This window comes from Hoeflea marina (assembly GCF_003182275.1).
In the GTDB taxonomy this organism is placed as follows: Bacteria; Pseudomonadota; Alphaproteobacteria; order Rhizobiales; family Rhizobiaceae; genus Hoeflea; species Hoeflea marina.
Genome location: NZ_QGTR01000005.1, coordinates 126791 through 148607 on the forward strand (window position 1 = coordinate 126791; position 21817 = coordinate 148607).

18 protein-coding genes are annotated in these 21817 nt (G+C 66.1%); 8 read left to right on the plus strand and 10 right to left on the minus strand.

Annotated features, from left to right (window positions below; translation table 11 throughout):
• Positions 1-4: 4 nt before the first annotated feature.
• Positions 5-1372 (minus strand): formimidoylglutamate deiminase, encoded by a 1368-nt coding sequence (locus DFR52_RS18860; protein WP_110033572.1) that lies wholly within the window; start codon positions 1370-1372, stop codon positions 5-7.
• Positions 1373-1469: 97 nt separating this feature from the next.
• Between DFR52_RS18860 and hutI the strand changes: the two genes are divergently transcribed.
• The 6 genes from hutI to dxr all read left to right on the plus strand — a co-directional run bounded on the left by hutI (position 1470) and on the right by dxr (position 9077).
• A complete protein-coding gene (gene hutI / locus DFR52_RS18865; RefSeq protein WP_110033573.1) occupies positions 1470-2759 on the plus strand; it encodes an imidazolonepropionase in 1290 nt (429 codons plus the stop codon).
• Complete coding sequence (hutH, locus tag DFR52_RS18870; protein WP_110033574.1) at positions 2756-4291, plus strand: histidine ammonia-lyase; 1536 nt, start codon at positions 2756-2758, stop codon at positions 4289-4291. The genes hutI and hutH overlap by 4 nt, the downstream gene beginning before the upstream one ends.
• Positions 4288-5118, plus strand: coding sequence for an N-formylglutamate deformylase (hutG, locus tag DFR52_RS18875; protein ID WP_110033575.1), 831 nt, complete (start codon positions 4288-4290; stop codon positions 5116-5118). Before hutH ends, hutG begins: the two co-directional genes overlap by 4 nt.
• Before the next feature lie 2 nt (positions 5119-5120).
• Positions 5121-6794, plus strand: coding sequence for a urocanate hydratase (gene hutU / locus DFR52_RS18880; protein WP_170132319.1), 1674 nt, complete (start codon positions 5121-5123; stop codon positions 6792-6794).
• 177 nt (positions 6795-6971) lie between these two features.
• Entirely contained in the window at positions 6972-7853 is an 882-nt protein-coding gene (locus tag DFR52_RS18885) for an NAD(P)-dependent oxidoreductase (protein WP_110033577.1), read from the plus strand.
• Between the two features lie 45 nt (positions 7854-7898).
• Complete coding sequence (dxr, locus tag DFR52_RS18890; protein WP_110033578.1) at positions 7899-9077, plus strand: 1-deoxy-D-xylulose-5-phosphate reductoisomerase; 1179 nt, start codon at positions 7899-7901, stop codon at positions 9075-9077.
• Positions 9078-9103: 26 nt separating this feature from the next.
• Here the strand turns inward: dxr and hemA are convergent, their stop codons facing one another.
• The 9 genes from hemA to DFR52_RS18935 form a co-directional block, all read right to left on the minus strand.
• The gene (hemA, locus tag DFR52_RS18895; RefSeq protein WP_110033579.1) at positions 9104-10321 is read right to left on the minus strand and encodes a 5-aminolevulinate synthase; all 1218 of its coding nucleotides are present in this window, start codon (positions 10319-10321) and stop codon (positions 9104-9106) included.
• A 208-nt stretch (positions 10322-10529) separates the two neighbouring features.
• Complete coding sequence (locus DFR52_RS18900; protein WP_110033580.1) at positions 10530-11474, minus strand: dipeptide ABC transporter ATP-binding protein; 945 nt, start codon at positions 11472-11474, stop codon at positions 10530-10532.
• Entirely contained in the window at positions 11471-12460 is a 990-nt protein-coding gene (locus tag DFR52_RS18905; protein ID WP_110033581.1) for an ABC transporter ATP-binding protein, read from the minus strand. The genes DFR52_RS18900 and DFR52_RS18905 overlap by 4 nt, the downstream gene beginning before the upstream one ends.
• Before the next feature lie 2 nt (positions 12461-12462).
• Positions 12463-13377, minus strand: a complete 915-nt coding sequence (locus DFR52_RS18910) for an ABC transporter permease subunit (RefSeq protein WP_110033582.1) — start codon at positions 13375-13377, stop codon at positions 12463-12465.
• Positions 13378-13387: 10 nt separating this feature from the next.
• Complete coding sequence (locus tag DFR52_RS18915) at positions 13388-14392, minus strand: ABC transporter permease subunit (RefSeq protein ID WP_110033583.1); 1005 nt, start codon at positions 14390-14392, stop codon at positions 13388-13390.
• A gap of 61 nt (positions 14393-14453) precedes the next feature.
• The gene (locus DFR52_RS18920; RefSeq protein ID WP_110033584.1) at positions 14454-16049 is read right to left on the minus strand and encodes an ABC transporter substrate-binding protein; all 1596 of its coding nucleotides are present in this window, start codon (positions 16047-16049) and stop codon (positions 14454-14456) included.
• Between the two features lie 204 nt (positions 16050-16253).
• Entirely contained in the window at positions 16254-17048 is a 795-nt protein-coding gene (locus DFR52_RS18925) for an FAD binding domain-containing protein (RefSeq protein ID WP_110033585.1), read from the minus strand.
• A 17-nt stretch (positions 17049-17065) separates the two neighbouring features.
• Positions 17066-19414, minus strand: coding sequence for a xanthine dehydrogenase family protein molybdopterin-binding subunit (locus DFR52_RS18930; RefSeq protein WP_110033586.1), 2349 nt, complete (start codon positions 19412-19414; stop codon positions 17066-17068).
• Positions 19415-19502: 88 nt separating this feature from the next.
• A complete protein-coding gene (locus tag DFR52_RS18935) occupies positions 19503-19991 on the minus strand; it encodes a (2Fe-2S)-binding protein (protein ID WP_110033587.1) in 489 nt (162 codons plus the stop codon).
• 297 nt (positions 19992-20288) lie between these two features.
• Between DFR52_RS18935 and DFR52_RS18940 the strand changes: the two genes are divergently transcribed.
• Together DFR52_RS18940 and DFR52_RS18945 are read left to right on the plus strand one after the other, a co-directional pair.
• On the plus strand, positions 20289-20552 hold the full coding sequence (locus tag DFR52_RS18940; RefSeq protein ID WP_110033588.1) for a glycine zipper domain-containing protein: 264 nt from the start codon (positions 20289-20291) through the stop codon (positions 20550-20552).
• A gap of 162 nt (positions 20553-20714) precedes the next feature.
• Positions 20715-21764, plus strand: a complete 1050-nt coding sequence (locus DFR52_RS18945) for a TRAP transporter substrate-binding protein (protein WP_110033589.1) — start codon at positions 20715-20717, stop codon at positions 21762-21764.
• Positions 21765-21817: the final 53 nt, after the last annotated feature.

Here is a 21817-nt window from a genome sequence, read left to right on the forward strand (position 1 = left end):
TCGGTCATGCGGAGGCAGCCAGCAACTGGCTCATCGCCGACTTGAACCGCCGGGTGATCGCCGTCCTGCGCACGTGCCGGCCATCCTCCACCAGTTTCACGCCGTTGACCCAGACGCAGTCGGGCCGGACACCGCCGGCAAACAGCCAGTGATCGAGGATCTGGTCGCCGGCGAGATACGGCACCGCCGAGACATCCAGAGCCACCAGGTCGGCCGCGCTGCCGACCGTGAGGCCCGCCGGTGCGGCCAGCGCCGCGCCGCCGCCCTCGAGTGCGCCATCGAACAGCCGGCGCGCCGTCGATCCGGACGGCGCGGCAATGACATTGCGCGCCCTGAGCGCGAGGCGCTGCGAGTATTCGAGCTGGCACAGTTCATCGGCCACCGAAATGCGGATGTTGGAATCGGATCCGATGCCGAACCGGCCGCCCTCGCCGAGGAATTGCGGCGCCGCGAACACCCCGTCGCCCAGATTGGCTTCGGTCAGCGGACACAGGCCGGCAACCGCCCTGCGCCCCGCCATCCCGCCGACCTCCGCCGCGGTCATGTGGGTGGCGTGGATCAGGCACCAGTTCCCGTCGACCGGCGCATTGTCGATGAGCCATTCGACAGGCCGGGCACCGCTCCAGGCGATGCAGTCCTCGACTTCCTTGACCTGTTCGGCGACATGGATGTGCACCGGCCCGCCATCGGCGAGCGGCAGGATCCGCGCCAGTTCGTCGGGCGTCACTGCGCGCAGGCTGTGCGGCGCCACGCCGAGCCGGGCGCCGGGAAGCCGCACGAGGAGCGTGCGGCAGCTGTCCATCAGCGCCTCGAACTGGTCGAGCGAGTTGATGAACCGGCGCTGGCCGTCCGCCGGCGCGCCGCCGCCGAAACCGGAGTGGGCATAGAACACCGGCAGCAGCGTCAAGCCGATGCCCGCATCGCGGCTGGCCGCAGCGATGCGCTCGGCGAGTTCGGCGATGTTGGCATATGGCCTGCCGCTCTGGCCGTGATGCAGATAGTGGAATTCACCGACACGCCCGAAGCCCGCTTCCAGCATCTCGATGTAGAGCTGCGCGGCGATTGCCTCGAGATGCTCCGGCGTCATCGCCAGCGCGAAGCGGTACATGGTCGTCCGCCAGCTCCAGAAGCTGTCCGCGGCCGGCCCGCGCACTTCCGCCAGCCCCGCCATGGCCCGTTGGAAGGCATGGCTGTGCAGGTTCGGCATCGCCGCGACGACCACGGCATGGCGGTCATCCCCGGCCTCGGCCGCCACGCCCGCCTCGATCCCGACGACGCGGCCGTCGCTGATCGCAATCCGCACATCCTGCCGCCAGCCCTCTGGCGTCAGCGCCGTTGCTGCGTGAAGCTGCGTCTTTGCGGATTCGGTCATCAGGCTTGGTCTCCGGTGCGCGGCGGGCAAAATACTGCATTGCCAATTCACTATTATGTATATACATGTTCATGTCTGACTGAAAGGCATATCATCCATGACAGCAGACATTTTTTCGAGCCGCGCATCAAGCGCCCCGCCTCGCCTCTGGCGCAACGCCCGGCTTGCCACGCTCGCCGCCGGCCTTTCCGGGCTGGGCGTCATAGAGGCCGGCGCCGTGCTGGTCCGTGACGGCCGAATCGTCTTTGCCGGCCGCGAGGCCGATCTCGACCGGGCGCTCGCCGCCGGCGCGGAGACCATCGACGTCGAGGGACGCTGGATCACCCCCGGGCTCATCGACTGCCACACCCACATCGTCTATGGCGGCAACCGCGCCAACGAATTCGAGATGCGGCTCAACGGCGCCTCCTACGAGGAAGTGGCGCGTGCCGGCGGCGGCATCGTCTCTTCCGTAAGGGCGACATCGGCCCTGTCGGTCGACGGCCTGGTCCGGGCCTCGCTGCCGCGTCTCGACACGTTGCTCGCCGAAGGCGTCACCACCATCGAGATCAAGTCCGGCTACGGCCTCGCCATCGAGCCGGAACTCGACATGTTGCGCGCCGCCCGGATGCTGGGTCGGGAACGGGCCGTGCGTGTCCGCACCAGCTTCCTCGGCGCCCACGCAGCACCCGTCGCCTATCGCGGCCGAAATGGCGACTACATCACGGACGTGGTGCTGCCTGCACTGGAGGCCTCCCGCTCCGAAGGCCTTGCCGACGCCGTTGACGGCTTCTGCGAGGGCATTGCCTTTTCCCCCGAGGAGATGGCCCGCGTCTTCGACGCCGCCGTCCGGCTGGGCCTGCCGGTCAAGCTGCATGCCGATCAGTTGTCCAATCTCCACGGCGCCGCCCTCGCCGCATCCTATGGCGCGCTGTCGGCGGATCATCTCGAATACACCGACGAAGCCGGGGTTGCCGCCATGGCCGCTGCCGGTTCGGTGGCCGTGCTGCTGCCCGGCGCCTTCTACGCCATCAATGAGACCCGCAAGCCGCCCGTCGATCTGTTCCGCAGCCACAATGTGCCGATGGCCGTGGCCACCGACTGCAATCCGGGCACCTCGCCGCTGAGCTCGCTCCTCTTGACCATGAACATGTCGGCGACCCTGTTCCGCCTGACCGTCGAGGAATGCATCACCGGCGTCACCCGCAATGCGGCCCGCGCGCTCGGCCTGTCGGACGAAACGGGGACGCTGGAAGCGGGGAAGTGCGCCGACCTCGCCATCTGGGACATCGAGAGCCCGGCCGAGCTGGTCTACCGCATCGGCTTCAATCCGCTGTTCGCCCGCGTCGCCGCCGGCCATGCTCAGTTCCGTCAACCATCCATAACCCCGGGGAACCCCATCCGATGACACTGATCCTGCGCCCCGGCTCGGTGACGCTTGCCGAGCTCGAGACCATCCACTGGACCGGCGTGCCCGTGGTGCTCGACCGAAGCTTCGATGCGGGCATAGAGAAGGCCGCCGCCCGCATCGCCGAGATCGCCCGGGGCGACGACCCGGTCTACGGGATCAACACCGGCTTCGGCAAGCTGGCCTCGATCCGCATTGCCTCGGGCGATGTCGCCACGCTGCAGCGCAACCTGATCCTGTCGCACTGCTGCGGCGTGGGCCGGCCGCTCGCCGACAACATCGTCCGCCTGATCATGGCGCTGAAGCTGATCTCGCTTGGTCGTGGCGCCTCCGGCGTCCGTCTCGAGATCATCCGCCTGATCGAGGCCATGCTCGACCGCGGCGTCATTCCGGTCATTCCGGAACAGGGCTCCGTCGGCGCCTCCGGCGACCTGGCGCCGCTCGCCCACATGGCTGCCGCCATGACCGGCGAAGGCGAAGCCACCTTCGACGGCGAGCGGATGCCCGCGCGCGTCGCTCTGGACAAGGCGGGCCTGACGCCGGTGGTGCTCGCCGCCAAGGAAGGCCTGGCGCTGATCAACGGCACCCAGGTCTCCACCGCGCTGGCGCTGTCGGGACTGTTCCGCGCCCACCGCGCCGCGCAGGCGGCACTCGTCACCGGTGCCATGTCCACCGACGCCGCGATGGGTTCCTCGGCGCCGTTCCATCCAGACATTCACAGCCTGCGCGGCCACAAGGGCCAGATCGACGCCGCCGCCGCCTTGCGCGGGCTGCTTGAGGGGTCGGTCATCCGCGACAGCCACATCACCGGCGACGAGCGGGTGCAGGACCCTTATTGCATCCGCTGCCAGCCGCAGGTCGACGGTGCCTGTCTTGACCTGCTGCGATCGGTCGCCCGCACGCTGGAGATCGAGGCCAACGCGGTCACCGACAACCCGCTGGTGCTTTCCGACGACACGGTCGTGTCCGGCGGCAATTTCCACGCCGAGCCGGTGGCGCTCGCCGCCGACCAGATCGCCATCGCCATCTGCGAGATCGGCGCCATCGCCCAGCGCCGCGTCGCCCTGCTGGTCGATCCGGCTCTCTCCTATGGACTGCCCGCCTTTCTCGCCCGCAAGCCGGGCCTCAACTCCGGCATGATGATCGCAGAGGTGACCTCGGCGGCGCTGATGTCGGAAAACAAGCAGATGTCGCATCCGGCATCCGTGGATTCGACACCCACGTCCGCCAACCAGGAGGACCATGTCTCGATGGCCTGCCACGGCGCCCGGCGGCTGTTGCGCATGGCGGACAATCTGTCGATGATCATCGCGATCGAGGCCATGACGGCGGCGCAGGGAATCGAATTCCGGGCGCCTCTCGTTACCAGCCCCGAACTGGTCGGAGCGCTTTCGGCCATCCGTGCCGTGGTTCCGACGCTGGATGAGGACCGCTACATGGCCGACGATCTGGAAGCGGCGGCCCTGCTCGTTGCGTCCGGCGCGCTTGCCGGCGCCATCTCGCCCGGAATCCTTCCAACCCTGGAGGCATGAGCTTGCAGCCCTTCGAAATCACCCGCGGCACATCGCCGGTCATTCTCGCCTTTCCCCACACCGGCACCCATGTGCCGGAAATGATGCTCCAGCAGCTCAATGCCAACGGACGGCTGCTCGCCGACACCGACTGGCATGTCGACAGGCTGTACGAAGGATTGCTGCCCGGGGCGACCTCGGTGCGCGCCACCTTCCACCGCTACGTGATCGACGCCAACCGCGATCCGGAAGGCATCAGCCTCTATCCGGGACAGAACACCACCGGGCTGGTGCCGCTGACCGATTTCGACGGCATGCCGATCTGGGACGAGCCCTCGATCCCCGACGATGTCGCCATCGCGCAACGGCTGGAGCAGTACCACGCGCCCTACCACCGGGCGCTGGCGGCCGAGATCGAGCGCGTCCGCAAGCTGCACGGAATTGCCGTGCTCTATGACTGCCACTCGATCCGCTCCGGCATCCCCTATCTGTTCAGCGGCAAACTGCCCGACTTCAACATCGGCACCGATACCGGCCGCTCCTGCGCGCCGGAGTTCGAGCGATCCACCGCCGAACTGACGGCGGCGGCCGCGGCAGACGGCTACACCTCGATCGCCAATGGCCGCTTCAAGGGCGGCTGGACCACCCGCCACTACGGCAGGCCCGAGACCGGCGTCCACGCCATCCAGATGGAGCTGGCGCAATCCACCTACATGGTCGAGGAAGCTCCGCCCTTCGCTCTCGACATGCCGAAGGCGCGCCGCTTGCGCGTCCATCTCAAAGCCATTCTCGAGCGCATCGAAGCAGTCGCGCTCGATCTCAAACACAGCCAGGGAGCCGCCCGATGACCATCATCAATCCGCGCCACAACATCCGCGACGTCCGCAGTCCGCGCGGCAGCAAGATCACCGCCAGGAGCTGGATGACCGAAGCCCCGATGCGCATGCTGATGAACAATCTCGATCCGGAAGTGGCCGAGAACCCGCATGAGCTTGTCGTCTATGGCGGCATCGGCCGCGCCGCGCGCACCTGGGCCGATTTCGACCAGATCGTCGCCACGCTGCGAGATCTCGAAGAGAACGAAACCCTTATGGTGCAGTCCGGCAAGCCGGTCGGCGTCTTCCGCACCCACAAGGATGCGCCGCGGGTGCTGATCGCCAACTCCAATCTGGTGCCGCACTGGGCCACCTGGGACCACTTCAACGAGTTGGACAAGAAGGGACTGGCCATGTACGGCCAGATGACCGCCGGGTCCTGGATCTATATCGGCACGCAGGGCATCGTCCAGGGCACCTACGAGACCTTCGTCGAGGCCGGCCGCCAGCATTACGGCGGCGATCTCAAGGGGAAGTGGATCCTCACCGCCGGCCTCGGTGGCATGGGCGGCGCCCAGCCGCTGGCAGCCGTGATGGCCGGCGCCTGCTGCCTGGCCGTCGAGTGCAATCCCGATTCGATCGATTTCCGCCTGCGCACCCGCTATGTCGACGAGAAGGCCGAAACGCTCGACGAGGCTCTGGCCATGATCGAGGCCTGGACCAGCGCCGGCGAGGCCAAGTCGGTCGGCCTGCTCGGCAACGCTGCCGATATCCTGCCCGAACTCGTCCGCCGCGGCGTGCGCCCGGACATGGTCACCGACCAGACCTCGGCGCATGATCCGATCAACGGTTATCTTCCCAGCGACTGGACCATGGCCGAGTGGAAGGCGAAGCGCGAATCCGATCCCAAGGCTGTCGAGAAGGCGGCCCGTGCCTCGATGAAGGTCCATGTCGCCGCGATGCTGGATTTCTGGAACGCCGGCGTGCCGACGCTCGACTACGGCAACAACATCCGCCAGGTCGCCAAGGACGAGGGCCTGGAGCACGCCTTCGACTTCCCCGGCTTCGTGCCTGCCTATATCAGGCCGCTGTTCTGCCGCGGCATCGGCCCCTTCCGCTGGGTGGCGCTGTCGGGCGATCCGGAGGACATCTACAAGACCGACGCCAAGGTCAAGGAGCTCACCCCCGGCAACACCCATCTGCACAACTGGCTCGACATGGCCCGCGAGCGGATATCGTTCCAGGGTCTGCCGGCGCGCATCTGCTGGGTCGGCCTCGGTGATCGACACCGCCTTGGCCTCGCCTTCAACGAGATGGTGGCCAGCGGCGAACTCTCCGCCCCGGTGGTTATCGGCCGCGATCACCTCGATTCCGGCTCGGTCGCCTCGCCCAACCGCGAGACCGAGGCGATGAAGGACGGCTCCGACGCCGTTTCCGACTGGCCGCTGCTGAACGCGCTGCTCAACACAGCTTCCGGCGCCACCTGGGTGTCGCTGCACCATGGCGGCGGCGTCGGCATGGGCTTCTCGCAGCATTCCGGCATGGTGATCTGCTGCGACGGCAGCGCCGACGCCGCCGAGCGGGTCGGCCGGGTGCTGTGGAACGATCCGGCCACCGGCGTCATGCGCCACGCCGATGCCGGCTACGAGGACGCGCTCGACTGCGCCCGGGAACAGGGCCTGCGCCTGCCGGGCATTCTCGGCAACTGACACCCGCGCCCTGGGGCGGCCGGCGGGATCTTCGCCGCCCGCCGGCCGGGCCCGTGCGCGGCGCAATCGCCGTCGGGCACGCTTGCCTGTTGACCTCGGGGGCCGCTCCATCCGATACAGATGCCTGCATGGCCGTGCCCGGCGCGGCCGACTGACCCTCTTGCAGGCGGATAGACAATGACCCACTCAATCGCACTGATCGGCACCGGCCTGATGGGCGGCCCCATGGCCCGCCGGCTTCTCGGCGCCGGCATGCCGCTCAAGGTCTGGAACCGTGACGCCGGCAAGTCCGCGCCGCTGGCAGCTCTGGGGGCCGCGGTTTGCGCGACGCCGGCCGAAGCCGTCGCGGGTGCCGGCCATGTCATCACCATGCTGACCGACGGCGGCGCCGTCGGCGAGGCCCTGTTCGAGCGCGGCGTCGCCAGCGCGATGGGCCCGGGCGCGACGCTGATCGACATGAGCTCGATCAAGCCGTCCGAAGCCCGTGCGCACGCCGAACGTCTGGCCGAAACCGGCATAGCCCATCTCGATGCGCCGGTCAGCGGCGGCACACGGGGTGCGGAAGCAGGAACGCTCGCCATCATGGTCGGAGGCGACGCGGCTGTCTTTGAAGCCGCCCTCTCTGTCTTCGCGCCGATGGGCCGCGCCACCCGCGTCGGCCCCACCGGCGCCGGGCAGCTGTCAAAGCTGGCAAACCAGGCCATTGTCGCCATCGCCATCGGCGCCGTCGCGGAGGCCACGCTGCTCGTGCGCGAGGGCGGCGGCGACCTTGCCGCCTTCCGCTCCGCGCTCGCCGGCGGCTTTGCCGATTCCACCATCCTGCAGCAGCACGGCCGCCGCATGCAGGAGATGGATTTCGCCCCCGGCGGCCGGTCTTCGGTGCAGCTCAAGGATCTGGACAACGTGCTGGCGGAGGCCGGGCTTATCGGCGTGACCCTGCCGCTGGTTCAGGCCGTCCGCGACCGCTACGTTCGCATGATCGAGACCCACGACGGCGGCGATCTCGACCATTCGGCGCTGTTCCTCGACCTGCTCGCCCTCAACGGCCGCGATGCCTAGGTCCATGCAGCCCGCCAGCACCACCGGTCACGCCGGACGCCGCGCATGAGCAGTTCCACCCGCCGCCGTATATCCGTCCTCGGCTCCACCGGCTCGATCGGAACGTCGACGCTCGATGTGCTGGACCATCTGGGAGGCGCGTCCGCCTTCGAGGTTCCGGCTCTGACCGGCATGGGCAACATCGATCTGCTGGCCGCTCAGGCCCGCCGGTGCGGCGCCGGCTTTGCCGTGACCGCCGATCCCGGCCGCTACCGCGACCTCAAGGACGCCCTGTCGGGCAGCGGCATCGAGGCCGGCGCCGGGCCGGACGCACTGGTCGAGGCGGGCCAGCGACCGGCCGATTTTGTCATGGCCGGCATCGTCGGCATCGCCGGGCTCGCCCCGACGCTGGCCGCCGCCGCCACCGGTGCCGATATCGGGCTTGCCAACAAGGAATGCCTGGTCTCCGCCGGCGATCTCTTCACCTCCGCGGTGGAGGCGGGAGGCGGAAGGTTGCTGCCGGTCGACAGCGAGCACAATGCCATCTTCCAGGTGCTGGAAGCCGACCAGCGTCATGCCGTCGAGCGCATCATCCTGACCGCGTCCGGCGGCCCCTTCCGCAAGTTCAGCCGCGCCGAGATGCAGGCGGTGACCCCGGAAATGGCTGCGGCCCACCCGAACTGGTCGATGGGCACGAAGATTTCCATCGACAGCGCCTCGATGTTCAACAAGGCGCTGGAAATGATCGAGGCGCGGCATCTCTTCGGCCTGCGTCCCGAGCAGATCGAAGTCATCATCCACCCGCAGTCGGTGATCCATTCACTGGTGGGCTACTGCGACGGCTCTGTGCTGGCGCAGCTCGGCGCGCCCGACATGCGCATGGCCATCGGCTATGCCATCGCCTATCCGCGCCGCGCCACCCTTCCGGTCGAGCGGCTGGATCTGGCGGCGCTGGCGCGGCTCGACTTCGCCGCGCCCGACGAGACCCTGTTTCCGGCATTGGCGCTGGCGCGGCTGGCCATGCAGCGCGGCGGCCAGCAGGGCGCGGTGCTCAACGGTGCCAAGGAGATCGCGCTCGAAGCCTTCATGCAGGGCCGCATCGGCTTTCTCGCCATGGCCGACATCGTCGCCGGGGTGATGGAGGCGATGGCCGGACTGCCCGCGGCATCTTCGATCGATGACGTCTACGCCGCGGACCGCGAGGCGCGGCGGCTGGCCCGCGCCGGGATCAGCGCTGGGGCGTGAGCCGGTACCCATTCGCGATCCGGATGTCAGGCGACCGCCCGTGACAGCGCGCAGCGCGACCACAATTGGTGCAGCGCGCCGACCAGATGATCGATGTCGGCGTCGCTGTGGAAGGGCGTGGGCGTGATCCTGAGCCGTTCGGTGGTGCGCGGCACGGTCGGGTAATTGATCGGCTGCACATAGATGCCGTGATGGTCGAGCAGCAGGTCGGAGATCCACTTGCACTTGGCGGCATTGCCCACCATCACCGGCACGATGTGGCTGTCATTGGGCATGTAGGGAATGCCCCGCCGGTCGAGCAGCGAGCGCAGCCGCGCCACCCGGTCGCGCTGCATCAGGCGCTCTTCGTTGCTGACCTTCAGGTGCCGGATCGAGGCGACGGCGCCGCCCGCCAGCGCCGGCGGCAATGCGGTGGTGAAGATGAACCCCGATGCAAAGCTGCGCACGAAATCGCACAGCGCCTCCGAGGCCGCGATGTATCCGCCCATGACGCCGATCGCCTTGCCGAGCGTGCCCTCGATCACCGTAATCCGGTCCATCAGGCCCTCGCGCTCGGCAATCCCGCCGCCGCGCGGACCATAGAGGCCGACGGCGTGGACCTCATCGAGATAGGTCATGGCGCCGAAGCGTTCGGCCACCTCGACGATCTCGCGGATCGGCGCGATGTCGCCGTCCATCGAATAGACGCTCTCGAAGGCGACGATCTTCGGCGCGCGCGGATCGGCGGCGGCCAGCCGGGCAGCGAGATCGCGAACATTGTTGTGCTTCCAGATCACCTTCTCGGCACGGCTGTGGCGAATGCCCTCGATCATCGAAGCGTGGTTGCCGGCATCGGAGAACACGATGCAACCGGGCAGTTTCGAGGCAAGCGTGCCGAGCGCCGCCCAGTTCGACACATAGCCGGACGTGAACAGCAGCGCCGACTGCTTGCCGTGCAGATCGGCCAGTTCGCGCTCGAGCAGCACGTGCGAATGATTGGTGCCGGATATGTTGCGGGTGCCGCCGGCGCCGGCGCCGCACTGGTCGATCGCCGCCTTCATCGCATCGACCACCTTCGGATTCTGGCCCATGCCGAGATAGTCGTTCGAGCACCACACGGTGACATCCTGCGTGCTGCCGTCCTCGAGATGCCGGGTGGCGCGCGGGAAACCGCCGCGATGGCGCTCGAGATCGGCGAACACCCGATAGCGTCCCTCGTCGCGCAATGCACCCAGCTCGCCCTGAAAGTAGGCCTCGAAATCCATCTGGTCGTCCCCGCGCTGTGCGCGGCAGCCGCCTCCGCGACGCCGCTGTTTCATTCACCCCGGCCGCTCGATCCGGCCGGGGACGAGCCGAACCGGCTCAACCCTGGCGGCAAGATGCAGCCTGGCAAATGACAAGGCCATGACATGGATCAAACATGCCCGGCCAAAATCCTCAATGAAACGTAAAGCGGCGCAGTTAACGGAACCTTCAGGCCAGATGGCAACTAACAGCCCGTCCGGCCACCGGCCGGAGATGCGGCGTGTCCACGGCGCAACGGGGAACCGCGATCGGGCAGCGCGGATGGAAGGCGCAGCCGCTCGGAATGTTGAGCGGCGACGGCAGTTCGCCAACCAGCTTCACCTGCTGCCGGACATGGGTCGGGTCGGCCACCGGCGTCGCCGACAGCAGCGCCTGGGTGTATGGATGGCGGGGGTCGCCGAACACCGTCTCGGCTGTCCCCACCTCCACGGGTCGCCCCAGATACATCACCATCACCTCGTCGGCGATGTGCTTGACCACGGACAGATCGTGGCTGATGAACAGATAGGCCAGCCCGAACTCCTGCTGCAGGTCGATGAGCAGGTTGAGCACCTGCGCCTGGATCGAAAGGTCGAGCGCGGAGACCGGCTCGTCGAGCACCAGGATCTTCGGGTTCAGCATCAGCGCCCGCGCGATGGCAACGCGCTGGCGCTGGCCGCCGGAGAACATGTGCGGATAGCGCTCGTAATGTTCGGCCCTCAGCCCGACCCGCTCCATCATCGCCTGCGCCTTGCGGCGGCGCGTCGGGGCGTCGTCGGAGGTGTTGACCTTCAGAGGCTCTTCGAGGATGGCGCCGATTTTCTGGCGTGGATTGAGCGAACCATAGGGGTTCTGGAACACGATCTGAACCATCTGCCGGAGCGCCCGGTCCGATGCTTCCGCCGGCCGGCCGTCGATCAGCAATGTGCCGGCGGTTGGTTCTTCGATCATCGTCACGAGCCGGGCGAGTGTCGACTTGCCGCACCCCGATTCGCCCACCACGGCGAGCGTCTTGCCCGATGTGAGCGAGAAACTCACGCCATTGAGCGCGCGCACGATCGCCGTCTTGCCGAGAAAGCCCTTGCGGACCTCGTATTGCCGCGTCAGGTCTGCGGCTTCCAGAACGGTGCTCATGCGCCCACCTCCATGCGGGTGGCGACCCCGTTGACCAGCGGATGGTTGCACAGCGCATGGCCAAGCGCGGCATCCTGGCGTTCGGCGCCGCGGCGGCAGATGTCGGTCGCGAACTGGCAGCGCGGTTCGAACAGGCAGCCCGTTGGGCGGCCATGCTGGCCGGGAACCATGCCGGCGATCGAGGGAAGGTGGCCGCGGCCGGTGGCGCGCTCCGGAAGCGCCGAGAGCAGCGCCGAGGTGTAGGGGTGGTGCGGATCGGAAAACAGCTCGCGCACGGCCTGCTCCTCGACGCGCTGGCCCGCATACTGCACCTGTACCCGGTGCGCCATCTGCGCCACCACGCCCATGTCATGGGTGATCAGCACCAGCGCCATGTCGCGGTCGGCGCAGAGGTCGCGCAGCAGGTCGAGGATCTGCGCCTGGATGGTGACGTCGAGCGCGGTCGTGGGTTCGTCGGCGATCAGCAGCTTCGGCCGGCAGGAGGTCGCCATGGCGATCATCACCCGCTGGCTCATGCCGCCCGACAGCTGGTGCGGGAAAGCACTCAGGCGCTGCTGGGGGGAAGGTATGCCGACGGCGTCCAGCAACTCGATCGCGCGCGTCCTGCGCGCCTTGCGGTCGAGATCGGTGTGCCGTCTCAGCATCTCGCCGATCTGGAAGCCGACCGTGAAGCACGGATTGAGGCTCGACATCGGCTCCTGGAAGATCATAGCGATGTCGCGGCCGATGATGGTCCGCTTCTGCTTGGCCGTCATCGACAGCATGTCGTTGCCGTCAAACCGCATCACGTCGGCCGTCACTGTCGCCGATGGCGGAAGCAGCCCCATCACCGCCAGCATCGACACCGACTTGCCGGATCCGGATTCGCCGACGATCGACAGGATTTCGCGACCATCGACCGTCAGGTCGACGCCGTCGACGGCGGCGAAAGGACCTGTGACGGTGTCGAAGCTGACAGTCAGGTTCTTGATTTCAAGTAGCGCCAAGGTCAGCTCTTCTTCAGTTTGGGATCGAGCGCGTCGCGCAGGCCGTCGCCCATCAGGTTGATGGCAAGCACGGTCAGCAGGATGGCAAGGCCGGGGAAGGTCACCACCCACCAGGCGCGCAGGATGAATTCGCGCGCTTCGGCGAGCATCGTACCCCATTCGGGTGTGGGCGGCTGTGCGCCCATGCCGAGGAAGCCCAGCGCCGCTGCGTCGAGGATGGCCGAGGAAAACGACAGCGTCGCCTGCACGATCAGCGGCGCCAGACAGTTGGGCAGGATGGTCACGAACATCAGCCTGAGCCGGCCGGCGCCCGCCACCCGCGAGGCGATGACATATTCGCGGTCGCGCTCGGCCATCACCGAGGCGCGGGTCAGGCGGACGAAATGCGGTTGCAGCACGAGCGCGATGGCGATCATGGCGTTGAGCAGGCCCGGACCGAGGATGGCCACCAGCACGAGCGCCAGCAGAAGCGACGGGAAGGCGAGGATCACGTCCATGATGCGCATGATCGTGGTGTCGATCCAGCCGCGGAAGTAACCGGCGACGAGGCCGATGATCACGCCGCTGGTCACCGAGAGAATCACGACGAACAGGCCGATGAAGAGCGAGAAGCGGGCGCCGTACATCAGCCGCGACAGCAGATCCCGGCCCACCGCGTCGGTGCCGAGCAGGAACGAGCTGTTGCCTCCCTCAAGCCAGGCCGGCGGCAGCAGGAAGGCCTCGCGGTTCTGCGCGCTCGGGCTGTGCGGCGCGATCAGCGGCGCCAGCACCGCCACCAGGATGATGATGACGAAAACGCAGAGCCCGATCACGGCTCCCCGGTTCTGGCTGAAATAGTACCAGAATTCGCCCCACATGGCGCGTCGGGTGGACTTGGCGCCGGCCACGGCCGGCAGGCTCGATGCAGCGTCGGTCATCGCGCGCTCCTCAATGCCGGATGCGCGGATTGATCAGCCCGTAGAGCAGATCGACCGCAAGATTGACGATCATGATGATGCCGGCGATGAGCAGGAGACCGCCCTGCACCACCGGGTAGTCGCGCTTGAACACCGCATCCACCATCCACTTGCCAATGCCCGGCCAGGAAAAGATGGTCTCGGTGAGGATGGCGCCGGCGAGCAGCACGCCGACCTGCAGGCCGATGGTGGTGACCACGGGAATGAGCGCGTTGCGCAGCGCGTGCACGCCGATCACCCGGCGCGGCGACAGCCCCTTCGAACGCGCGGTGCGCACATAGTCTTCGCCCAGCACTTCCAGCATCGCCGAGCGCGTCTGCCGCGCGATCACGGCAAGCGGAATGGTGCAGAGCACGATGGTTGGCAGGATGAGATGGCTAAGCGCCGACTTGAAGGCGCCGGGCTGGCCCGAGAGCAGGCTGTCGATCAGCATGAAGCCGGTATGGGCCGGAAAATAGTACATCAGCGAGATCCGCCCCGAGACCGGTGTCCACTGCAGGATGCCGGAAAACAGGATGATCAGCAGCAGGCCCCACCAGAAGATCGGCATCGAATAGCCGACCAGCGCGGTGCCCATCAGCGACTGGTCGATCCAGGAGCCGCGGCGCACCGCCGCCAGCACGCCGGCCGGGATGCCGAGAAACACAGCCAGGAAGATTGCGCAGATCGAAAGCTCGAGCGTGGCGGGAAACAGCTTGAAGAAGTCGTCAAGGATGGGCCGCTTCGTCACCACCGAATTGCCGAGGTCGCCGGTAACGATATCGCCGAGATAGTCCACGAATTGAATGGAAAGGGGCTTGTCGTAACCGAGGCTCTTCATGATTTCGGCATGTCGTTCGTCCGACATCACCCGTTCGCCCGACATCAGCATCACCGGGTCGCCCGGAAGCAGCCGGATGAAGGCAAAGGCGACCAGCGCCACTCCCAGGAACGTGGGGATCAGGACTGCAAACCGTCCTGCGAGAAACCTCAGCATGAAACATTGTCCGGTAAAGGCCGCCCGGCGAAATGCCGGGCGGCTGAGTGCTTATAGGGGCTTATTCGGAGATGTCGACACCGTCGAAGCGGTGATAGCCGAGCGGATCCTGGACGAAACCGCTGACCTTCTTGCTCACCGGCACGAAGACGAGCGAATGGTCGAGCGTGTTCCAGGGCGCTTCCCGCTTGAACACGACCTGGGCCTCTTCGTAGAGGCGGGTGCGTTCGGCCATGTCGGACGTCGTCTTGGCCGCCTTCACCAGCTTGTCGAACTCCTCATTGCACCACTGCGCGCGGTTGTTGCCGCCGACGGCATCGCAGCCCAGCAGCGTGTCAAGGAAGTTGTCCGGATCGCCATTGTCACCGGTCCAGCCGAGCATCACCGCACCGTCGCGGGCCTTGTCCTTGGAGAGCTTGAGATATTCGGCCCACTCATAGGTGACGATCTCGGCTTCGACGCCGACCTTGGCGTAATCGGCCTGCATGACTTCGGCCGCGCGGCGCGCGTTGAGCATGTAGGGACGCGACACCGGCATGGCCCAGAGTTTCATCTTGAGTCCGGTCACGCCGGCGTCCTCAAGCATCTTCTTGGCGGCTTCCGGATCGTACTTGTCGTCCTCGACGGCGTCGTTGTAGGACCACATTGTCGGCGGGATCGGGTTCTTGGCGACCGATGCCGCACCCTGGAACACGGCGTCGATGATCGCCTGCTTGTTGACCGCCATGTTGAGCGCCTTGCGCACTTCCGGCTTGTCGAACGGCGCCTGAGTGGTGTTGTAGGCGAGATAGGCGACGTTGAGGCCTTCCTGCTGCTCGACAGTAAGGCTCTCGTCGGCCTTGAGGCCATCGACGTCGGCGGCGTTCGGATAGACTGTCACATGGCATTCGCCCGCCTTGAGCTTCTGCACGCGGACCGAGGCATCCGTGGTGATCGCGAAGACCAGGTCGTCGATGTTTTCCTTGCCGTTCCAGTAGCCGTCATGGGCCTTGTAGCGGATGACCGCATCGGGCTGGTAGGCGACGAAGGCGAACGGACCGGTGCCCAGCGGCATCTGGTTCATCTGCGCCATGTTGCCGTCGGCCTGCAGCTTGTCGGCATATTCCTTCGACAGCACCGAGGCGAAGTCCATCGCCAGGTCGGCCATGAACGGCGCTTCCGGGCGTGTCAGGGTGAACTTGACCGTCAGGTCGTCAACCTTCTCGACCGACTTGATCAGGCCCGGGAAACCCATGCCGTCGGCATATTCATAGGCGCCGCCCTCGACATACTTGTTCCACGGATTTTCCGCGTTCAGCTGGCGGTCGAACGAGAACACCACGTCGTCGGCGTTGAAATCGCGCGACGGGGTGAAGAACTCGGTGGTCTGGAACTTGACGCCGGCGCGGAGCTTGAAGGTGTATTCGGTGCCGTCCTCCGACGAAGTCCAGCTTTCGGCCAGGCCGGGCTCGATCTCGGTCGAGCCGTGCTTGAATTCGACAAGCCGGTTGTAGACGGTGCGGCTGGAGGCGTCGAACGTGGTGCCGGCCGTGTACAGGCCGGGATCGAAGCCTTCCGGCGAACCTTCGGAGCAGTAGACCAGTGTCTTGGCCTGCACGGTGGTGGCAAGCATGGTCGCAAGCACCGTGGTGGCCAGGAGCGTTCGGATGTTTTTCATGACGCGTTCCCTTGTTGTTTTACGCATATCGGATTGGCATGCCTTTGGCGGGGAGGCCCCCGCTGCTACAGCAAGCGCCGATCAAACGCGAATCCAAATCCCTTTGCAAGGGCTATTCGGAGGGTCCGCCGGCCTTCCCTTGCGGAAGCTGCACAAAAAAAGGGCGGCCTTGGCCGCCCCGATTTTTGACGGAAAATGGAACTTTCAGCCGGCAGCAATCAGCGCCCGTTTCGCCATGACCTTGACAAGATTGGCCCGGTATTCGGCGGTGGCGTGCAGGTCGGCCATCAGATTGGACGGATCGACGCTGATGCCGCTGAGCGCATCGGCGGAAAAATTCGATGCCAGCGCCGCCTCCATTTCCGATTGCCGGAATACGCCGTCGGAGCCCGCGCCGGTGACGGCCACCCGCACGGAGCCGTCCCCCAGTCTGGCGACGAACACGCCGGTCAGCGCGTAGCGCGATGCGGGATTTCGGAACTTGGCGTATCCCGCCTTCGCCGGCGCCGTAAGCTCCACGGCCGTCACCAGTTCGCCCTCGTCCAGCGCTGTCTCGAACATGCCGGCGAAGAACTCGTCGGCACCGATGCGGCGGTTGTTGGTGATGATGTCGGCCTTCAGCGCCAGCAGCGCGGCGGGATAGTCGGCGGCCGGATCGTTGTTGGCGATCGAACCGCCGATGGTGCCCATGTGCCGCACATGCGGATCGCCGATATGGGCGGCGAGATCGCAGAGCGCGGCGCAGACGCCCCTGACGGCTGCCGAGGCCGCCACTTCAGCATGGGTGACCGCCGCGCCGATGCGCACCTTGTCGCCTTCCACCTTGATTCCCTGCATCGCCGCCACATGGCGCAGGTCGATCAGGTCGCTGGGCGCGGCCAGCCGCTGCTTCATGGTCGGGATCAGCGTCTGGCCGCCGGCCAGATACTTGGCGTCCTCGGATGCGAGGCCAACGGCCTCTTCCACGGAGGAGGCCCGGTGGTAATTGGTTGCATACATGTTCAATCCTCCTTCGGTCAGTGCGCCGGGTTGAGCAGTTCCCAGACCCGGTGCGGGCTGGCGGGCATGGTCAGGTTGTTGTTCGAGATGGCATCGGTGACGGCATTGATCAGGGCCGGGGGAGAGCCGATGGCGCCTGCCTCGCCGCAGCCCTTGATGCCGAGAGGGTTGCTCGGGCAGGCGGTTTCCGTTGTGCTGACCTTGTAGGACGGCAGGTCGTCGGCGCGCGGCATGGTGTAGTCCATGTAGCTGGCCGTCAGCAGCTGCCCGGTTTGCGGATCGTAATAGGCGTTCTCCAGCAGCGCCTGGCCGATGCCCTGGGCGATGCCGCCATGCACCTGGCCCTCGACGATCATCGGGTTGATGATCTTGCCGAAGTCGTCGGAGGCGACGAACTGCACCACCTCGGTCTTGCCGGTGTCCGGATCGACCTCGACCTCGCAGATATAGCAGCCGGCCGGAAAGGTGAAGTTCGACGGATCGTAGAACGCCCCTTCCTTGAGGCCAGGCTCCAGGCCCGCCGGCAGATTGTGCGCGGTGTAGGCGGCGAGCGCCATCTGGAACCAGGGCACCGACTTGTCCGTGCCGGCGACCTTGAGCTCACCGTTCTCGATGACGATGTCGCTCTCGTCCGCCTCCATCAGGTGGGCGGCGATCTTCTTGGCCTTGGCTTCGACCTTGTCGAGCGCCTTGACCACCGCCGACATGCCGACAGCGCCGGAGCGCGAGCCATAGGTCCCCATGCCCATCTGCACCTTGTCGGTGTCCCCATGGACGATCGACACACTGTCGATGCCGACGCCGAAGCGGTCGGACACCAGCTGCGCGAAGGTGGTTTCATGGCCCTGGCCGTGGCTGTGCGAACCGGTCAGCACCTCGATGGTGCCCACCGCATTGACCCGCACTTCCGCCGATTCCCACAGGCCGACGCCGGCGCCGAGCGATCCCACCGCCGCCGAGGGCGCAATGCCGCAGGCCTCGATGTAGCAGCTCATGCCGATGCCGCGCAGCTTGCCGCGCGAGGCCGCCTCTGCCTTCCGCCCCGGGAAACCGGCATAGTCGGCAGCCTGCATGGCCGCGTCTAGCGAGGCCTCGTAGTCACCGGCGTCATAGTTCATGATCACCGGCGTCTGGTGCGGGAACGAGCGGATGAAGTTGGTCCGCCTGAGCTCCGCCGGGGAAACGCCGAGTTCGCGCGCCGCCGTCTCCATGGTCCGCTCCAGCAGATAGGTCGCCTCCGGACGGCCGGCGCCGCGATAGGCGTCCACCGGTGCGGTGTTGGTGTAGACCGTGCGCACATTGGCGTGGATGGACGGGATGTCGTACTGGCCCGACAGCAGCGTCGCATAGAGATAGGTCGGCACCGCCGAGGAAAACAGCGACATGTAGGCACCGAGATTGGCGATGGTGTCGACCTTCAGCCCGGTGATGCGGTTGTTGGCGTCGAACGCCATCTTCACCGTCGAGACATGGTCCCGGCCGTGCGCGTCGGTCAGGAAGGCCTCTGTCCGATCCGAATTCCACTTCACCGGCACGCCGGTGCGCTTGGAAGCCCACAGGCAGACGATCTCCTCCGGATAGATGTAGATCTTCGAGCCGAAGCCGCCGCCCACGTCGGGAGCGATGACGCGGAGCTTGTTCTCGGGTGCCACGTTGTAGAAGGCGCTCATGACCAGTCGGGCCACATGCGGATTCTGCGAGGTGGTCCAGACGGTGTAGTGGTCTTCGGCCTCGTCATAGACGCCGAGGGCCGCGCGCGGCTCCATCGGATTGGGCACCAGACGGTTGTTGATGATCTTCATTTCTGTGACATGGGCCGCCGCTGCGATGGCCGCGTCGGTAGCCGCAGCGTCGCCGATTTCCCAGTCAAAGATCAGGTTCCCCTTGGCCTCGGGATGGATCTGCGGAGCGCCGGGCTCCAGCGCGGCGGCGGCGCTGGTCACCAGCGGCAGGGTTTCGTAATCGACCACGACGGCTTCCGCCGCATCCCTCGCCTGCGCCTTGGTGTCGGCGATGATCACCGCCACCGCATCGCCGACATAGCGCACCACGTCGGAAGCGAGCGGACGCCAGGCTCCCATGTTCATGGGCGAGCCGTCCTTGGAATGGATCATCCAGCCGCAGATCAGGTTGCCGATGGCGTCCTCGGTCAACTGTCTGCCGTTGAGAATGCCGACCACGCCGGGCATCTTTTCGGCCGCCGACGCGTCGATGCTCCTGATCCGCGCATGCGCGTGCGGCGAGCGAAGGAAATGGGCATGCTTCATGCCCGGAACGGTCATGTCGTCGGTGTAGCGGCCCTTACCTGTGATGAAACGCTTGTCTTCCTTGCGCGCCACGCGGGCGCCGATGCCTTCGAGTCCCATTTCTTCCTCCTCCGGAACATGGGCCCACGGGCGGGAAAAAGCTGCCGGACAGCATGATCTTTTTCAACCCGTCGGCTGATGGATCAGTCTATTCGGCCGCCTGGCGGGTGCTGCCCATCTCCTCGGCAGCGGCGAGAATCGCCTTGACGATGTTGTGGTAGCCGGTGCAGCGGCAGATGTTGCCGTCGAGTTCGTCCCGCACGGTCTTTTCGTCAAGCTTGCCGCCGTGACGCTTGATCATGTCGGTCGCCGCCATGATCATGCCCGGGGTGCAGAAGCCGCACTGCAGGCCATGATGAGCCTTGAAAGCCGCCTGGACCGGATGCAGTTCGCCACCGGAAGCAAGGCCCTCGATGGTCAGGACCTCCGATCCGTTGGCCTGGACGGCCAGCATGGTGCAGGACTTGACCGCCTTGCCGTCGACATGGACGACGCAGGCGCCGCACTGGGACGTGTCGCAGCCCACATGGGTGCCGGTCAGGTTGAGATTTTCGCGGATGAACTGGACCAGCAAGGTGCGGTCCTCGCATTGGCCGGAAACGGCTTTTCCGTTCACGGTCATAGAAACACTAGCCATCGATTTCCTCCCTTGGGTATGACGTGGCTGCGACCCTCGGCGCATAGTTTGCCTTTTTTCGGAAAGGATCAACACCGATTCCACATATTTTCGTCGGCGCTTAACAAACGCATCACTCAGGCCCTGAATTTTAGAGATTTCTGAAATTTTGAGGCGCCGGGCATTGGGCGTCCTGTGAGGGGGCCGATGCCGCGCCGTTGAAAATAACACGTGCATGCGCCTTGGCATGGGGTAAGATCGCGGCGCCTGCGGGGGCGAAACGCCGGCGTTGCACGCCGCACTCAACTGGAGAAGTCCATGAAGAAAGTCATTGCAGTCATGTTGGTTGCCGCCGCCCTGGCGGGATGCACACAGACCGAAAAGGGTGCGACCATTGGCGCTGCCTCGGGCGCGGCCATCGGCGGCATCGCCACCGGCCGGGTCGGCGGAGCGCTGGTTGGAGCGGCCATCGGCGGCGTCGCCGGCGCACTCATCGGTCGCGCCTCGGAACATCCGGGCCAGTGCTACTACCGCAACAGCCGGGGCCAGCGCTACCTGGCCCAGTGCCCGCGCGGCTACTGATCCGAACCCGTCCCGGCCGCGCCACTGGCGCGACCGGGACCTCCGCGCCCGACAATCCGAACTTCGCGGCAATGCGGTTTTCCTCTGGTCAGAGGCGGATTTAGGACCTAGTTTCCTTCAAAGGCAATGGAGAATGCCTGCAAAAACCGGAGGGGAACCAGGATGAACAGACGAGATCTTTTCAAAATCGTTGCGGCCACTGCAATCTCGGCGAGCGCTTTCGGCTTCGCCCCCACAACGGCAGTTGCCCAGGAAGTCACGTTGAGACTGCATCAGTTCCTTCCCGCGCAGGCGAATGTCCCCGCCCATGTCCTTATTCCGTGGGCCGAGAAGGTCGGCACGGATTCGGGCGGGCGCATCAAGGTCGAGGTCTATTCCGCCATGGAGCTGGGGGGCAAGCCGCCCGAGCTGATCGACCAGGCCGTCAATGGCGTCGTCGACATCGTCTGGACGCTTCCGGGATACACGCCCGGTCGTTTCCCCCGCACCGAGGCATTCGAGCTGCCGTTCACCATGACCAATGCGGAAGCGACCTCGAAGGCCTATTGGGACCTGTTCGAATCCGACATGAAGGATCAGGACTTCAAGGGCATCAAGATACTCGGCACCTGGGTGCACGGACCCGGCGTCATTCACGCCAAGGGCGACGGCATCCGCAAGCTCGAGGACATGCAGGGCAAGAAGCTCCGCGGTCCGACGCGCGTGATCAACGCACTGCTGGCGGAGATGGGCTCGGAACCGATCGGCATGCCGGTGCCAGCGATTCCGGAAGCCCTTTCCAAGGGCGTCATCGACGGCACCGTCATCCCCTGGGAAGTCACGCCGTCGCTCAAGATCGCCGAGCTGGTCACCACGCACACCGAGTTCTCTGGTGACCGCGCACTCTACACGGCGGCCTTCGTGCTGGCGATGAATCAGGCCAGGTACGACAGCCTGCCCGACGATCTCAAGAAGGTCATCGACGACAATTCCGGCAAGGCCTTTTCCGCCAGCGCCGGCAGGAACATGCAGGAATACGACGCGCCGGGCCGCAAGATCGCGGTGGACAGCGGCAACACCATGATCGAGCTCGACCAGGCCGAGGTTGATCGCTGGAAGGCCGCCGCCGAGCCGGTGCTGACCAACTGGTATGCGGAAATGGACGCCAAGGGCATCGATGGCAAGGCGCTCTATGCCAAGGCGCAGGATCTGATCGCCAAATACAGCAATTGAGGCGGATCACCCGCAAGGGACCGGCGGGGCGTCGACCGCCTCGCCGGATGAAA

What these genes read in the sequence shown, in the direction of transcription:
- DFR52_RS18860 (WP_110033572.1), bottom strand. Translation starts at nt 1,372, where the DNA reads ATGACCGAATCCGCAAAGACGCAGCTTCACGCAGCAACGGCGCTGACG.
- hutI (WP_110033573.1), top strand. Translation starts at nt 1,470, where the DNA reads ATGACAGCAGACATTTTTTCGAGCCGCGCATCAAGCGCCCCGCCTCGC.
- hutH (WP_110033574.1), top strand. Translation starts at nt 2,756, where the DNA reads ATGACACTGATCCTGCGCCCCGGCTCGGTGACGCTTGCCGAGCTCGAG.
- hutG (WP_110033575.1), top strand. Translation starts at nt 4,288, where the DNA reads ATGAGCTTGCAGCCCTTCGAAATCACCCGCGGCACATCGCCGGTCATT.
- DFR52_RS18885 (WP_110033577.1), top strand. Translation starts at nt 6,972, where the DNA reads ATGACCCACTCAATCGCACTGATCGGCACCGGCCTGATGGGCGGCCCC.
- dxr (WP_110033578.1), top strand. Translation starts at nt 7,899, where the DNA reads ATGAGCAGTTCCACCCGCCGCCGTATATCCGTCCTCGGCTCCACCGGC.
- hemA (WP_110033579.1), bottom strand. Translation starts at nt 10,321, where the DNA reads ATGGATTTCGAGGCCTACTTTCAGGGCGAGCTGGGTGCATTGCGCGAC.
- DFR52_RS18900 (WP_110033580.1), bottom strand. Translation starts at nt 11,474, where the DNA reads ATGAGCACCGTTCTGGAAGCCGCAGACCTGACGCGGCAATACGAGGTC.
- DFR52_RS18910 (WP_110033582.1), bottom strand. Translation starts at nt 13,377, where the DNA reads ATGACCGACGCTGCATCGAGCCTGCCGGCCGTGGCCGGCGCCAAGTCC.
- DFR52_RS18915 (WP_110033583.1), bottom strand. Translation starts at nt 14,392, where the DNA reads ATGCTGAGGTTTCTCGCAGGACGGTTTGCAGTCCTGATCCCCACGTTC.
- DFR52_RS18920 (WP_110033584.1), bottom strand. Translation starts at nt 16,049, where the DNA reads ATGAAAAACATCCGAACGCTCCTGGCCACCACGGTGCTTGCGACCATG.
- DFR52_RS18925 (WP_110033585.1), bottom strand. Translation starts at nt 17,048, where the DNA reads ATGTATGCAACCAATTACCACCGGGCCTCCTCCGTGGAAGAGGCCGTT.
- DFR52_RS18930 (WP_110033586.1), bottom strand. Translation starts at nt 19,414, where the DNA reads ATGGGACTCGAAGGCATCGGCGCCCGCGTGGCGCGCAAGGAAGACAAG.
- DFR52_RS18935 (WP_110033587.1), bottom strand. Translation starts at nt 19,991, where the DNA reads ATGGCTAGTGTTTCTATGACCGTGAACGGAAAAGCCGTTTCCGGCCAA.
- DFR52_RS18940 (WP_110033588.1), top strand. Translation starts at nt 20,289, where the DNA reads ATGAAGAAAGTCATTGCAGTCATGTTGGTTGCCGCCGCCCTGGCGGGA.
- DFR52_RS18945 (WP_110033589.1), top strand. Translation starts at nt 20,715, where the DNA reads ATGAACAGACGAGATCTTTTCAAAATCGTTGCGGCCACTGCAATCTCG.